We start from the raw sequence: 14,620 nt of genomic DNA, 5'->3' as shown, positions 1-14,620 counted from the left end.
GAAGCAATCAAGACGAGCGATCGCGGGTATTAAGGTTTGAGCTTAGAGATGACAGGTTGGATCTGGCAAAATAGCTCTACTAAAGTTAGCGGAATTCAAATCAATTTCACTCAGATCGGCTCCGTGACAATTGGCATCACTAAAGTCAGCTTGACTGACAGCAGCACCTCTAAGATCAGCTTCTCTTAAGTCGGTCAAGCTAAAATCTGTCTTAGTTAAACAAGCCTTCACTAAATTCGTTCTGAGCAATTTAGCTTCACAAAGAATCGCTTTGTTTAAGTTAGCAGACTTCAGAATTGCACCAGAGAGATCAGCGCCGCTAAAATCGGTTTCTTCCAGGCTAGCTCCTGTGAAATCTGCGTCTACTAGGGTTCCCCCCATAAATTTTGCCTGGGTAAAAATAGCGCCCTGAGCATTGGCGCTTACTAGATTGCTACCGTTGAGATTAGCTTGTTTGCAATCCGCTTGTCGCAGGTCACTATTGAGTAAAATAGCTCCACTTAAATTGACTCCTTCTAGAATTGCGCCTTGGAGATTAGCAAAGCTGAGATTAGCTTGAACCAAACTAATTTCTCTTAGGTCTAACTTGCTTAAATCTACCTGAATCTCAGGGTTTTCTCTTCGCCACTGATTCCACTGCGAAACACCTTGCCGCAATAAGGATAAATATTCTTCGTTTTGCATATCAGACTAACCTAATCATTCTCTGGCGATCGCACAGTTAACTCACAACTGTGAGTGAAGTTCAACAATTGTATTATTGAACTCGCTAGCTACAGTAGCGCCTTACGTAGGAAGTTTTTAAGAAAACTCGTTTCAAAAACTCAATATTTACGCTCTTGCGGTTGGAACATTGTGATGGTCACAGGGCGATCGCGCACATCAACGCCTGCCGGTGAGTAGTAAGACAACGTGTGCTTCAAGAAGTTAGCATCATCTCGTTCGGGGTAATCTTCTCGCGAATGGGCGCCTCGGCTTTCTTGCCGCCACAGGGCTGATGTGATGATCATTTCTCCCACGGTCATGACGCTGCGGAGTTCTAGGGCTTCTAGAATTTCGGTATTCCAGAGTTTGCCTTTGTCATCTAAATAAATTTGGCCGTACTGTTGTTGCAGCGATCGCACTTTTTCTAGACCTTCGCGCATCCGAGCCTCGGTGCGAAATACCCCACAGTAGTCGGTCATGCAGTCTTGAAAGGCTTCTCGAATTTGGTTAATGCGGTACTCGCCGGGTTGATCAAGCAAAGACTGGATTTGATTTTGGGTATCCGTGAGGTAACGCGACTCCTCCACATCCGGCAGCTTCCGGTTTTGCACATACTGAGCGATCGTTGCTCCAGTTTTGCGCCCAAAAACCACACACTCTAGCAGCGAGTTACTGCCTAAGCGGTTAGCGCCATGCACTGAGACACAAGCGGTTTCCCCGGCGGCAAAGAAACTTTCCACCAAGCCCTCAGTACTACTGCGGACCTGACCTTCTGTGTTGACGGGAATACCACCCATCGAGTAGTGAATCGTAGGCCGCACAGGCATGGGTTCATGAACTGCGTCAATGCCAATCAGGCGATGCGCTTCTTCCCAGCAAAAAGGAATGCGGCTCATAATCTTTTCTTGACCCATATGACGTAGGTCGAGATAGACAAACGGCCCCCCCGCACTGCCATCGCGATGAACGCCTCGCCCTGCTTGGATTTCACGGGCGATCGCCCGTGAGGTAATATCCCGTGGAGCCAGTTCCATGCGGCTCGGCGCATAGGTAGCCATAAACCGCTCCCCTTCACTGTTGATCAGGTAAGCGCCTTCGCCCCGGACTGCTTCTGAGATCAACACGCCCACCGGATACAACCCAGTGGGGTGAAATTGGACAAACTCCATATCTTCTAACGGCAGACCCGCGATCGCCGTCATCGCCAAGCCATCTCCGGTAGAGGCAAAATCGTTGGAGGTGGTATTGTAGACGCGGCCATAGCCCCCGGTGGCGAACATCACCGCTTTGGCCCGCAGCACCTCCAGGTGCCCATCTTCAATGCGGTACATCACCACACCTTTGGCCTGCCCCTCCTCCAAAATCAGGCGAGTCACATACCACTCTTCGTAAAGGTACACGCCGTAGCGCATCAAATTAGTCACCAGTTCATGCAAAATCGCATGACCCGTTTTGTCGGCAGCATAGCAAGTGCGATTGTGAGAATGCCCCCCAAAGGCTCGCTGAGCAATCCGACCATCGGGTAAACGGGAGAACAACACTCCCATATGCTCTAAATCAATCACGACTCCTGGCGCTTCTTTAGTCAGAATTTCTACCGCATCCTGATCGGCCAGATAGTCGGAACCCTTGACTGTGTCGAAGGCGTGAGCTTCCCAAGTATCACTGCTATCCACATTTTTGAGGGTTGCGGCAATGCCACCTTGAGCCGCTACCGAGTGGGAACGAATGGGATGGGTCTTAGCCACCAGAGCCACACTGAGGTTAGGGTCAGTGCGGATAATTTCGAGGGCAGCTCGACAGCCAGCCAAACCGCCCCCAACAATAATCACATCATGATCAATCATGCTCGAACCAGCTGGAAAACGCTTGTTCTACTATGGTGACGCAACTCAAAGTTTCCTAGCCAGCAGGTGAGAACTTCTTTAGAAATCTTTGATTGAGAGCTGCTAGGTAGACACAACAAAGCATCACACCTCTCTACTGAGAAGCGTGATGCTGACACAAACTTTCTAAAGAGTTTCTAAGAAGGGCGGCTTAGCTAGCAGCCTGAGCGGGTCTCTGCGCTGGGATGTTGTTGGGAGCTGTTTCTGGTTTGGTTGCTGCATCTGTAGCCGTGACTTCAATGTGATTAAACAGCGTAGTGACGAAAGCAAATAGCAAAAATGGCAACGACAACACCAGGATTAAACCTACCGTTGCTAAGGCATAAACGGGACGACTTGCTCCCATCAAAGCCAGAGCTGCGGCCAAACTTAAGAAAATTACAATCAACCAAACAATAATTTGACCATAAATATCCCCAAAGGTCAGAGTACAGATAAAACGATATTTCTGTATGTTATTCATGGTGTCTCTCTAGGTGTTCCTTTAAATTCTTAAGTTAATTCGTGGTTCAATTTTTGGACAACTTCTCAATCTTTCGACAAAGGATGCAATATGTCGTTACAAAGCAGTCACTTTGACGTTACATAAGCAGTCACTTTTTGCGATTTAACCTGCGATCACCCTGATTGGTATTAAAAAATATCTTCCCTCTCAAGCTAGAAATACCAACAAATTTTTAAGATGAACTATTCCAAGCCCAATTCTCGCTTGAGTAAGTTAATTGACTTGGTATTGATGTAGTTTTCACAACAGATCACTTGAGGAGGCCGAATAATATCCTCTCTCGCTGCCGCAACTGTCGCCTTCACGATCGAAAAACTGGCTTGGTCACTGATGATAATTTGGGCACTCCGCACGATCGCATTGAGCTTATAAGTGTCTTCGAGTTGCGAAGTCATGACTAGCACATCATCTCCTCGCAAACTGTGAATAATGACTTCAGCGGCGCGGATAATGCCCGAACTGAGACTAATTAAGCCGAGGCAACTATCCTTCGAGAGCTTCTGAATGACTTGAATTTCTTGGGCGTAGTCGTAGATATCTACAGGGATCACCCGCACCGATTTAGGGCCTGCGATCGCCTCTGCTTCGCCAATAAAGTAGCGACTAGTCACGACCGTTCCAGAGCGAGTTTGAGCCAGCGTCCGCTCCAGTTCCTCCATCGGGACTAATTGCACTGGCATTTGCAGCTCTTGCTCTAGTTGGCGCACCATCAGTTCTCCTGCCCCAATATCTTGAGTCGGAGCCGTGACTAAAACGCGGGCGCTACACCGCAGCCGCCAATCTACTTCCGCCAAAAACAGCTCTCGCGCCTCATTCAAAGAACTACCTTGCTTCAGCAGCTCATCCAAACTTTGCCGAATCAGCTTGTGGGCTTGAGGATATTGCTCTAGCAGGGGCGATCGCTGTTTGGACGAGCCTTCATCTCCTTGAATCCGCACATAAATGCCAGAGCCAGCAATAGACTCCACAAATCCCGCTTCTTCCAGTTGGCGATAGACCTTACTGATCGTGTTGCGATGCAATCCAGTCTGCATAGCGAGCTGACGGGTACTCGGCAAACGATGCCCTGGGGGAAACTGCCGCGAGGCGATCGCGAAGCGAATTTGATTGAAGAGTTGGGTAGACGCCGGAATTTCACTATCCGGTTGAATATGAAATTGGATCATGCCAATGCCTCCAGCGGCCCCGATACAGGAATTGATGGTCTACAGCTAGTGATGATCGAAGCTTATCAAGCCCTAGCTCGTAATTTTCAGAAAAAAAGTGTTTTGCTTGCCAGTGCTGACAAAACCATTCCAGTATGGACTGCGATCGCCCCTCAGCGCTTCCTTATATTGGTTCACCTGATGGTATGAGCTTGTCATCGTCACAGATTTCTAGGCTGAGTTCAGCCAAATAAATTTCTTCCTCTAGAATTTGAAGGGCGACTTCACTCAACTTGAACGGCATATGGCAGACCAAGCAATTCAAACTCAACAGATTCAGGTTTCTAGCGGAGGTCTAGAGATCGCAGCTTATTTAGCCCAGCCTAGCGCCGCAGGGACATTTCCTGGCGTTGTGGTGCTGCAAGAGATTTTTGGCATCAACTCGCATATTCGGGACGTGACTGAGCGAATCGCAAAACAAGGATATGTCGCGATCGCCCCTGCTTTGTACCAACGCCAAGTGCCGGGATTTGAAACTGGATACCAGCCAGAAGACATTCAAGTGGGAAGAGAGTACAAAGACAAAACCAAAGCCAGTGAGCTTTTAGGAGATATTCAAGCTGCGATTAACTATCTGAAAAACTTGCCCAATGTAGCGGGCGATCGCATTGGTTGTATTGGTTTCTGCTTCGGCGGTCATGTAGCTTACCTAGCAGCAACTTTACCCGACATCAAAGCGACTGCTTCTTTCTACGGCGCGGGGATCGCGACCATGACTCCGGGCGGCGGCTTAGCCACAGTCAGTCGCACTGGCGAAATTCAAGGTAGCCTGTATGCCTTCTTTGGCGATCAAGATGCCAGCATTCCTCCAGAGCAAGTGCAAAAGATCGAAGCCGCCCTCAAGTTGCATCAAATTCCGCATCAAGTCTTCCGTTACCCTGAAGCTGAACACGGCTTCTTCTGCGATCAGCGAGCCAGCTACAACTCAGATGCTGCCCAAGACGCTTGGCAGAAGGTATTGCGCCTGTTTGAGACCACCTTAACTGCTGGCTAGTACGAAACCTTCACATTTCAGGGACTCAGCAAATCTACGGCTAGATTGGAAATGCTAATTTCTCAAGTACAGTCGCCGTCAGATGTTGCAAGCAGACCAAGTGCTTCAGGAGCGCTACCAACTCAAACAAAAACTAAGGCAGAACGCAGGACGGCAAACCTGGCTGGCTGAAGATTTACAAGTAGCGCCTCCAGAGCCTGTGATTATCAAGCTCCTCACCTTCGGCGGGGATATGCAGTGGGATGACTTGAAGCTGTTTGAACGCGAAGCCCAAGTCCTCAAGCAACTCAATCACCCCCGCATCCCCAAGTACCGAGATTCTTTTTCCATTGACGATCGCACGCTTTGGTTTGGGTTGGTTCAGAGCTACATTCCGGGTGGCTCGCTCAAGGATCTCTTAACGCAAGGCAAAAAATTTACCGAGACCGAAGTTCGTAAAATCGCGGTTTCAGTTTTACAAATTCTGATTCACCTGCACAAACTCAATCCCCCGGTTCTGCATCGCGACATCAAGCCCAGCAACTTAATTTGGGGCGAAGATCAAAACATTTATTTAGTAGACTTTGGCGCGGTGCAAGATCGAGCCGCAGCGGAGGGGGCAACATTTACTGTTGTGGGCACCTATGGCTATGCCCCAATGGAGCAGTTTGGTGGTCGTACTGTCCCTGCTTCCGACTTATACGCCTTAGGTGCAACTTTAGTTCATTTGTTAACTAGCGTGGCTCCTGCGGATTTACCTCAGTCTGATCTGACAATTGAGTTCCGCGATCGCACCAACGCTAGTTCTCATTTAGTCAGTTGGATTGAAAAACTAGTAGAACCATCTCTCAAGCGGCGCTTTAGTCAAGCCCAACAAGCACTAGAGGCTCTCGAATCAGGCACTCTAACCCACACAGCGAACTTGAAGAGCCATTCAAGCACTCTAAGCCACATAGCGAACTCGAAGAGCCATCCACCTGTAGGGACTCGTGTAAAGGTTCAGAGGTCTAGACATGAACTTGTGATTACAATTCCTCCAAAGAAACAACCTTTTTGGAAAGCTCCAAGAGCGGAAGCTCAAGATTTCGCAATCATTTTTATAGGTTTCAGTCTAGTTTCTTTGTTGGCTGTCTTTGGTTCTAGTTTTTTTCCTGCCTCTATTGGCTTTAGTTTTTTTGCTGTCTCTATTAGTTTTGTTTATGCTGCATTCTTCTGTTTTTACCTAATAAGGGTGTACACTCACCAGCGCATTGTAATTAACCAAAACCAATTTTCGGTTCAGATATTTGTGTTAAATGACTGTATTGGGCAACGTCAAGGCTCTTCTAAAGACATTCTAGACGTGTTCCAAAGCGTACAAGTTGCAAGGGATGACAGAGTAGGGAAGGAAATAATTACCATCCAGACATCGACTCAGTGCTATTCTTTTGGGCTTGGTTTAAGTGCGATGGAGTGTCTTTGGATTGCCCAGGAAATTAGGAGCTGGTTGGCCTTGGAGCGTCAGTGAGCTGCATTTCGCTAAAGTTGAAGCTTCCGGTGCAGCTCACCTAGGTTGCTTAATCGTGGATGGCGTTCGTCAGCACTTCGGCAAGGCTCATATCTGCCATGTCATCAAATGTAATCGTGTCGCAAATGTCAAATTTTGCCCCAATATCTTGCATTTGATTGTCTAAGGATTTGAGAAATTTACTAGCTTGGGAGTCATTGCCCACCTGGATGAAGGAAATCGCTAATTCTTCGTCTCGATCAAGCTGACGTGAGGCGTTCACAATCACTTCCATTACCGCTCGGCGATCGTCTGGTTCACCGTCGGTAATCACCAAAATCGTCTCTCCCTGCTTTGTCTGTTTGGCCTGCTTGCGTTGGAGATAGCTGTTGGTGGCATCGTGCAACACAGAAGCAAGATTGGTTGTACCAGACGGATCGTTCTCTAGAAACAACTGATCAACCTTTGCCGAGGTGACGTTGTCGTAACGCTTGAAACGGCTGGAGAACAGATAAACGGTGATGCCATCTGGATCAAATTGCTCACACTTTCTCGCTAGTGCCAGGGTAGATTCTTGGACTTCTGCCCACCGGGTTCGCCCGCCCCGTTGGTCTGGAGTAGACATGCTACCGCTCTTATCGATGATGAGTGTGTAGTCGCGGTCTTTCATAGATCTGTAGAGGATTTTTGTTCATCCTAGTAAGGCTAGCTAGAGAAACACACCAGAATTTGCAATTCCTTAAGAACAGGTGGCACAGTGGAAGAAAACCAACAGGTACTCGAAGAGGATGCTTGAGCCAGGACAGGTGATTTGCGATCGCTATCAACTCCAAGTCCAATTCAACGATCATCCTGTACGGCAGACTTGGTTAGCAGATGACTTAGCAGAGCCCGAGGATGCTGCCAACCAGGTCATTATCAAACTACTTACAGTTGAAGGGAGTACCCAATGGGAGCATGTGAGGCTGTTTGAGCGGGAAGCCCAAGTCCTCAAACAGTTAGACCATGCCCGCATTCCTCAGTACTACGATTACTTTTGTCTGGAGGAGAAGCCGCTGTGGTTTGGCCTGGTAGAGGAGTATATTCCTGGCGCATCTCTTAAAGAGTTGTTGGTGCAAGGTGAGAAGTTTACCGAGTTAGAAATTCGCGATATTGCCACAGCAATTTTGGAAACGTTGATTTACCTGCACGAACTTAGCCCTCCGGTGCTGCACCGAGACATCAAGCCCAGCAATATTATTTGGGGCGATGATGGTGAGATTTATCTAGTAGATTTTGGGGCGGTGCAAGATCGAGCGGCGACGGAAGGCTCTACGTTTACCGTGGTGGGAACTTACGGTTACACGCCTCTAGAGCAGTTTGGGGGTCGTGCAGTTCCTGCTTCCGATCTTTATGCCTTGGGAGCCACTTTGATTCACTTAGTCACAGGCGTTGCTCCCGCCGATTTACCCCAGAAAGATTTGCGGTTGGAATGGCGCGATCGCGTTAGTCTCAATCCTCATCTGCTCGACTGGATTGACCGCTTAACGGAGCCTGCTCCCGACAACCGTTTCAGTACCGCTCGTGAAGCTTTGGCTGCGCTGGAATCTGGGTTGCAAGGAGCGAAGGAGCGATCGCGCCAGCATCCGACTGCTCCTCTAGCAAAAGCGCCAGAGGGAACTCAGGTCAAGCTAAGGCAAGCCGAAACTGAGATGCAAATCGAGATTCCTGCGAGAGGGACAGGGCTTACATTGCCCTTCTTGTCATTAGGTTTGTTCTTTTTTGTCTGTTCATTTCTGATTGCGCTAAGCCGAGGCTATTGGGACTGGGCGTTTGGCTACCTAATTCTGTCGCTCACAGTCTCGTTTTTGACTTATACGTCCGCTTGCCCAACCCGCGTTTACTTCGACAAACACTGCTTCGTCATTTACAGAAAAATCCTGGGCTATATCCCGGAAAAACCGGATGGTGGTATCGGCGAAATCGAAGATGTGTTTGAAGATAGCACCGAGTCTAAAATCTCCTCTGGATCAGAAGTTCGCCGCAGAATCACGATTCAGGCAGGGATGCGTGAATATTCTTTTGGTGAAGGTTTGAGCCGAGCTGAGTGTTCGTGGTTGGTGCAGGAAATCAAGGGCTGGTTGAACTTGCCATAAGGGCATCCTCTGTCGCCATCGGTTCTGTCACCATCGGCACCGAAGCATTCACCAACGACAGCAGTGTGCCGATTTGCTCCTGACCGTTGGTTGCCAAGTCGCTATGGCAGAGAAACACGCGATCGCCCGCTCGACCCAACAAGTCCAGCAAAATCCGTTGCAACCGTCGCTCTAAAGCGGCCATCGAATCGGCTTCTGTCCAAGGTGTGCCCGACCAGCTTCGCAAAAATAGAGGTGCGCCAAACAAAGTTTCAGAGCCTGTGAGCCAGCGCGGTGAACCTGCATCGAGCCAAAATTGCCAACGATGAGATAAACGGTTGGAGCAGTACTGAAAAATCGTCGCCAAAGTCACTGCTTGATTGGCAGTCCTCCCAGTCCGTACCGGATAAGGGTCGGCTGTGATCGTACCACCGCGCAATAGTTGAATAAAGTTGCTAACCGTGACAGAAGCGGGCGTATCGGCATTCTCGCTTTGCCGTAGTCGCGCATCCACTTCCCAATAATGCTGGGCGGTCTCCATGAGTTCTCGGAGAGTCGCTAGTTGGTCGAAGGGCAGGTGACTACCATTCCACAAGAACTTTTGCATGGCGCGGTCCAGAATCGCGATCGCCCCTGGAACTAAGTGTTGTTCTTGCTGTAACTTCTGAGTTTCGATCCACTGCACAATCTCGTCATAAGCCTTAGTTGCTTCATAACCCAAGCGATCCCAACGAGGAAATTCGGTAGTAGGAAGTAATCGGGGGGAATCCGGGTGCGGTTCAAAACAGTGATCGGCTAGGAGGCCAGCACGGACGGGGTCGATGGATGGATGAAGGATGTTCGCCTTTGGCGTTCCCGTAGGGTGGGATGACGTTTTGGAGTTGGTAGATGCCGAATCTTGCCCTTCAGGGTGGGGAGTTTGGCTGAGGACGACTAGCATTTCCGCAACAGCATCTCGGTTGATCAGGCGGCCTAAATTCGGGTAGACCAGCGTGAGCAGCGTCAGTAAAGCTCGCACCATTGCAGAACTGGCTAGGGGCCGCTGGTCATTAATCGACTCGACAGCGATGCCATGTTTGCCCAGGATTTCTCGCAGGGTATAACGGGCGATCGCGTCTACACCAGGGCCAATTACGGCAATTTCGTGGGGTTGCGCTTGCCCTGACTCCACCGCTTCCACGATCGCTTGAGCGGTCTGCCGCAATAACTGCGCGCGAGAAGTCGTTTGTAGCGATTGCACTGCCTCTGGTAGCTGGGTGAGAAATAAAGGATCGGTGACGACTTCCACGACAGACAACCCCACCTGATTCGCCAAGCCAGGATTGACGTTTGCAGACAACTCCATGACTCGACACCGCGTTGCCAAATCACCTAAATGCTGTGGATCAGCACCCAAACCCAAACGAATGCCACCACTAGGGTTGTAGGTAAACGCGCCTACCGCACCGTGATCCAGCAAGCATTCAAACAACTGCCGCGCGATCGCAGGGTAATTATCCACATCATCGGCTAGAACTGCTTGATAACGCCGACTCAGGTGCTGCTGATAGGTGGGGTTGGGCAAAAGATAGCGCCAGTACAGTTCGCAGAGCAAACCGTAGGTGAGCAAGCCACGCTCCAAGCACCAACTGCGCCACTGACACAACAACTCCCCAAACAAAGCCGAATCTTGCCCAGATAACCCCACTTCTACAATGCCAGGAATATCCTCGGTGGCAGTACCCGCCAGAGCAGCCAGTTGCAACCAGTCCAACAGTCGCCGCACCAGCCGATACTCACCTACACCGGAGCGTTGCAACACTTCAGGCGTGAGTTGCGATCGCCACAATCTCGTAGCCAATTCTTGCTCATTTTCGGGTCGCAGCCGCACCGGAAATTGCGCCTTCAGCTGCAACTGCTCTACCAACAGCGGCCAAAACAGCAACACTTCATCTTGAAAGAAACCGATTGGCGTGGCCGACTGAATTGGGCATTCCCCCTGAGTGACCGAAGTGAGGCGATCGACCAACTCTAAACGGTTGTCCCCAGTGGCGGCAAAAACCAAAATTGCGGAAGCGGTTTGCTGCATCTGGGAGCGTTGCGATCGCTCTACCATCAGTTGCTGCAATCGTTCTGAAACGGGTCGCCCTTCTTTCATGGGGACGGGTGGGCGATCGCGATTTTCTCCTAGCCCCGCTTGCACCCAAGCCTTGAACTGATTCACCAAGTAAGTCGTTTTACCGCTACGGGTTGGCCCCACGATCCAAACTGAGTCAGCAGCCACCGGAAATGCCTCAAGCGCCTATCACCCCTAGGATAGACTTTTTCTCAACCGTCCTGAACTGCATAGGAATTGACTATAGTGAGGAAACCCACTCTGCCTCTGCCGTTGACGTTGCTTCATGAAGAGTCCTGACGGAAAGCCTTCAGTTGCATCTGAGCACGATACCTTAGAGCATGTGGTACTGAGAATTATCGCCTCAGTTCATCTCATTATTTTCACTGTTCAATCTCATATGACTTCAAAATCGCCCCGTTCTCAAGCTACTCCGTCCTTCTCGATGGATGATTTTGCGAGAGCCTTAGAACAACACGACTATGGGTTTCAATCCGGTCAAGTTGTGCGAGGAAAAGTGTTCAACTATGAAGCGAATGGCGCTTATGTGGACATTGGTGGTAAATCTCTCGCCTTTGTGCCGACTGAAGAAGCTGCCTTGAGACGGGTTACAGATTTATCCGCAGTTTTGCCGCTCAATGAAGAGCAAGAATTTGTTATTATTCGCGACCAAGATGCCGACGGCCAAGTTACGTTATCTCGTCGCCGCTTGGAGATGAATCGAATTTGGGAAGAAGTCGCTGATCTGCAAAATAGCAGCCAATCGGTGCAGGTGCGGGTCACAGGCACCAACAAGGGTGGCGTCACGGTGGATGTGCGCGGGTTGCGTGGCTTTATTCCGCGATCGCATTTAGTAGAGCGCAACGACCTGGAAGCCCTCAAAGGCCAAACTCTCACCGCGAGCTTCCTAGAAGTTGACCCCAACCGCAACAAACTCATTCTCTCTAACCGGATGGCGACTCGTGCAGCTAGCATGAGCAACCTGGAAGTAGGTCAACTGATTGAAGGCAAAGTTACCAGCATCAAGCCGTTTGGTGTGTTTGTGGATTTCAGCGGCACCACGGGTCTACTCCACATCAACCAAGTCAGCAACCGCTTCATCGAGTCCCTGCCCTCTCTATTCGAGGTAGGGCAACCCATCCAAGCCATGATCGTAGACCTGGATGCGACTCAAGGCCGTGTGTCTCTCTCCACCAAAGTTCTAGAAAACCACCCTGGAGAAATGGTGGAACAAATGGCAACCGTCATGGCCGAAGCCGAAGCCCGCGCCGAAAAAGCTAACAAGAAGCGCGAGCGAGACAGCGCTTAACTAATTGGCAGTTCATAATTTGAAATTTTAAGGTGGGCCATGCTCACCTTATTTTCTTATGTAGGGGCGTTCATAACGTACCAACTCCCAAGATTTTCCACTTGAAATCAATCAGGGCGCTCGCTGACCTTGTGCACCAAACTCATGAATTTAATCGGTGCGTTGCAACGCACCCTACCGAGCTTTGGTGGAGAGTTCTAACCTCTGGTGGTTGCTTAGCATGAGGCGTTGCTTCTAACCTACTTCTCAATGTCGTAAGACATGGGTTTAGGAGCCGGAGCTAAGAGGTTAACTATGCTATTCACGCCCCTCGATTTTGTGTTTCGGTGGCTGGCAGGAATATTTTCGATCGCGTTGCTAGGCGGCGGCATCTACATCCTGCACGAATGGTATGAAGGAGATTTAATCTCACGGGCTTGGTTAATCTCTGGCTGGGTCATGACGCTTTGGTCTTTTGTGGGTTTCCTGCCACTCATGCTTTTCCGTCGCTCTGGCAAGGATGAACCTAAAGCCATTCGTAGTAAAGAGGTTCGCAAGCTTCCCCGACCAGATGGCAGCGAAATTCATGTCGAGTTTTACGGCCCAGCCGATGCTCAACCGATTATCTTCACCCACGGTTGGGGACCGAACAGCACCGTTTGGTACTACGCTAAGCGACAATTGGGCGATCGCTTTCGCTTAATTATTTGGGACTTACCTGGTTTAGGCAAATCCAAAAAGCCGCAAAACGAAGATTACTCCATCGAAAAATATGCCAGTGATTTGGAGGCAGTGTTGGCAGTGGCGGGAGACAAGCCAGCCATTCTCCTAGGACACAGCATGGGTGGCATGATTATCCTCACCTATTGCCGCTTATTTTCTGAGCGGTTGCGCGATCGCGTTGCTGGCCTTGTCCTAGTAGATACGACCTATACAAACCCTCTCAAGACCGCAATCCTGAGTCGCCTGTTACAAGCACTCCAGAAACCGTTAATAGAGCCACTGTTGCACCTGACTATTTGGTTATCACCACTGTTTTGGTTAATCAGTGGTTTGAGCTACCTCAACGGTTCCATGCACCTTACTACTGAAATTTCTGGCTTTACCGGACGAGAAACACGCGGTCAACTCAACTTCTCTACCATTTTGGGACTGATTGCTCAACCAGGTATTTTGGCCAGAGGGGTGCTAGCAATGTTGCGCTACGACGAGAGAGCCACGCTACCCACCGTTGCTGTGCCGACGCTAGTGATTGCGGGTCATGCAGACATCGCCACCGTTCCCGCCGCTCATGAATATATGAGCAGCCACATTCCCAACGCCGAATTAAAGTTCCTCCGTCCCGCTGGGCATATGGGGTTGATGGAACGTAACGAACAATTTTCCGCAGCGGTCAGCTCGTTTACAACTGCTTGTTCCTGCTTCAAGGGCTTGGCATAGTTTGAGAGGGCGATCGCAAAACTCGTAAATCCATGTATAATTACTCATAGTTTGAAGGGGAGTAGCTGCTAGCGCAGAACAGCTAGCCCATCTGAATCAACATACTGGCGATGAGCCTGGTTCAGGTGACAAGTTTTTAGATTACTTGGAAGCGAGACCTTCACTAAGTTCACATCTGAGGTGAGCTTGGTGGGGTCTTTTGCTCTACTTAAGCCACCTCAAGGCTAGAGACGTTTGAGGAGCTTGAGTCAGTGCTGACAGCCTTTACTGCTGGGTTATCGCTAATTACGGTTTCCGAATTAGGAGACAAAACTTTCTTCATCGCCGCAATCTTAGCGATGCGTCACCCCCGTCGGTGGGTCTTTACGGGTGCAGTTTTAGCGCTCGCCCTCATGACTGTTTTATCTGTGCTGTTGGGGCAAACGGTTTCCCTATTTCCTAAGGCGCTGATGCACTACTTGGAAGTCGTTTTACTTGCTGCCTTTGGGCTGAAGCTGCTGTATGACGCGCAGCAAATGCCTGCCGAGAACACCGGAGATGAAGCGAAAGAAGCCATGAATGTGGTTGAAGAAGCGGAAGCAAAGTCACCTCAACACCAAACTTGGTTAGCGATCTGCATTGAAGCATTCACACTGACTTTCGTGGCAGAGTGGGGCGATCGCACGCAATTTGCCACTATCTTTCTATCTGCCGCCAACAACCCCATTGGGATCACTTTAGGGGCAATTCTGGGTCACGCCATTTGCGCGGCGATCGCTGTATTTAGTGGCCGCCTGGTCTGTCAGCGGATCTCCGAGCGAGTCATGACCGCAATAGGTGGTTTGCTATTCCTGATTTTCGCAGGAGTGGCTTGGTTAGAAGGTAGCCATTAGGAATGAGAAGTCAGACGTGAGGAGTCAGAAGCCAGAGAGTCCGACGTAAGG

13 protein-coding genes are annotated in these 14,620 nt (G+C 49.8%); 7 read left to right on the top strand and 6 right to left on the bottom strand.

What is annotated here, in order from left to right; all coding sequences use genetic code 11:
• Window positions 1-42 precede the first annotated feature (42 nt).
• The 4 genes from H6F72_RS03490 to H6F72_RS03475 form a co-directional block, all read right to left on the bottom strand.
• Window positions 43-684 (bottom strand): pentapeptide repeat-containing protein, encoded by a 642-nt coding sequence (locus H6F72_RS03490; RefSeq protein ID WP_190431804.1) that lies wholly within the window; start codon window positions 682-684, stop codon window positions 43-45.
• 140 nt (window positions 685-824) lie between these two features.
• Window positions 825-2,552, bottom strand: a complete 1,728-nt coding sequence (locus H6F72_RS03485) for a succinate dehydrogenase/fumarate reductase flavoprotein subunit (RefSeq protein ID WP_190431803.1) — start codon at window positions 2,550-2,552, stop codon at window positions 825-827.
• Between the two features lie 190 nt (window positions 2,553-2,742).
• Complete coding sequence (locus tag H6F72_RS03480; RefSeq protein ID WP_190431802.1) at window positions 2,743-3,054, bottom strand: hypothetical protein; 312 nt, start codon at window positions 3,052-3,054, stop codon at window positions 2,743-2,745.
• A 224-nt stretch (window positions 3,055-3,278) separates the two neighbouring features.
• A complete protein-coding gene (locus H6F72_RS03475; RefSeq protein ID WP_190431801.1) occupies window positions 3,279-4,262 on the bottom strand; it encodes a GntR family transcriptional regulator in 984 nt (327 codons plus the stop codon).
• Between H6F72_RS03475 and H6F72_RS03470 the strand changes: the two genes are divergently transcribed.
• The 3 genes from H6F72_RS03470 (at window position 4,248) to H6F72_RS03460 (ending at window position 6,781) form a co-directional block, all read left to right on the top strand.
• The gene (locus tag H6F72_RS03470; protein ID WP_190431800.1) at window positions 4,248-4,451 is read left to right on the top strand and encodes a hypothetical protein; all 204 of its coding nucleotides are present in this window, start codon (window positions 4,248-4,250) and stop codon (window positions 4,449-4,451) included. The two genes, H6F72_RS03475 and H6F72_RS03470, sit on opposite strands and share 15 nt — an antisense overlap.
• Window positions 4,452-4,545: 94 nt before the next feature.
• Complete coding sequence (locus tag H6F72_RS03465) at window positions 4,546-5,295, top strand: dienelactone hydrolase family protein (protein WP_190431798.1); 750 nt, start codon at window positions 4,546-4,548, stop codon at window positions 5,293-5,295.
• An 82-nt stretch (window positions 5,296-5,377) separates the two neighbouring features.
• Complete coding sequence (locus H6F72_RS03460) at window positions 5,378-6,781, top strand: serine/threonine-protein kinase (RefSeq protein WP_190431796.1); 1,404 nt, start codon at window positions 5,378-5,380, stop codon at window positions 6,779-6,781.
• A gap of 49 nt (window positions 6,782-6,830) precedes the next feature.
• On the opposite strand, the gene H6F72_RS03455 is transcribed toward H6F72_RS03460, so the two are convergent.
• Window positions 6,831-7,430: a VWA domain-containing protein gene (locus H6F72_RS03455; RefSeq protein ID WP_190431795.1), complete on the bottom strand. Its 600-nt coding sequence runs from the start codon at window positions 7,428-7,430 to the stop codon at window positions 6,831-6,833.
• Window positions 7,431-7,548: 118 nt separating this feature from the next.
• Here H6F72_RS03455 and H6F72_RS03450 point away from each other — a divergent pair, with 118 nt between their 5' ends.
• Window positions 7,549-8,895: a serine/threonine-protein kinase gene (locus H6F72_RS03450; RefSeq protein WP_190431793.1), complete on the top strand. Its 1,347-nt coding sequence runs from the start codon at window positions 7,549-7,551 to the stop codon at window positions 8,893-8,895.
• Here H6F72_RS03450 and H6F72_RS03445 read toward each other — a convergent pair.
• A complete protein-coding gene (locus H6F72_RS03445; RefSeq protein ID WP_190431791.1) occupies window positions 8,870-11,137 on the bottom strand; it encodes a recombinase family protein in 2,268 nt (755 codons plus the stop codon). The genes H6F72_RS03450 and H6F72_RS03445 overlap by 26 nt on opposite strands.
• A 118-nt stretch (window positions 11,138-11,255) precedes the next feature.
• Between H6F72_RS03445 and H6F72_RS03440 the strand changes: the two genes are divergently transcribed.
• From H6F72_RS03440 to H6F72_RS03430, 3 genes are all read left to right on the top strand, one after another.
• Window positions 11,256-12,278 (top strand): S1 RNA-binding domain-containing protein, encoded by a 1,023-nt coding sequence (locus tag H6F72_RS03440; RefSeq protein ID WP_370527432.1) that lies wholly within the window; start codon window positions 11,256-11,258, stop codon window positions 12,276-12,278.
• 294 nt (window positions 12,279-12,572) lie between these two features.
• Window positions 12,573-13,697 (top strand): alpha/beta fold hydrolase, encoded by a 1,125-nt coding sequence (locus tag H6F72_RS03435; RefSeq protein WP_190431789.1) that lies wholly within the window; start codon window positions 12,573-12,575, stop codon window positions 13,695-13,697.
• Between the two features lie 251 nt (window positions 13,698-13,948).
• Entirely contained in the window at window positions 13,949-14,569 is a 621-nt protein-coding gene (locus H6F72_RS03430) for a TMEM165/GDT1 family protein (protein ID WP_190431786.1), read from the top strand.
• The last annotated feature ends 51 nt before the right edge of the window (window positions 14,570-14,620 follow it).

This window comes from Trichocoleus sp. FACHB-46 (assembly GCF_014695385.1).
GTDB lineage: Bacteria > Cyanobacteriota > Cyanobacteriia > FACHB-46 > FACHB-46 > Trichocoleus.
This window is presented reverse-complemented; position numbering and strand designations above follow the sequence as displayed.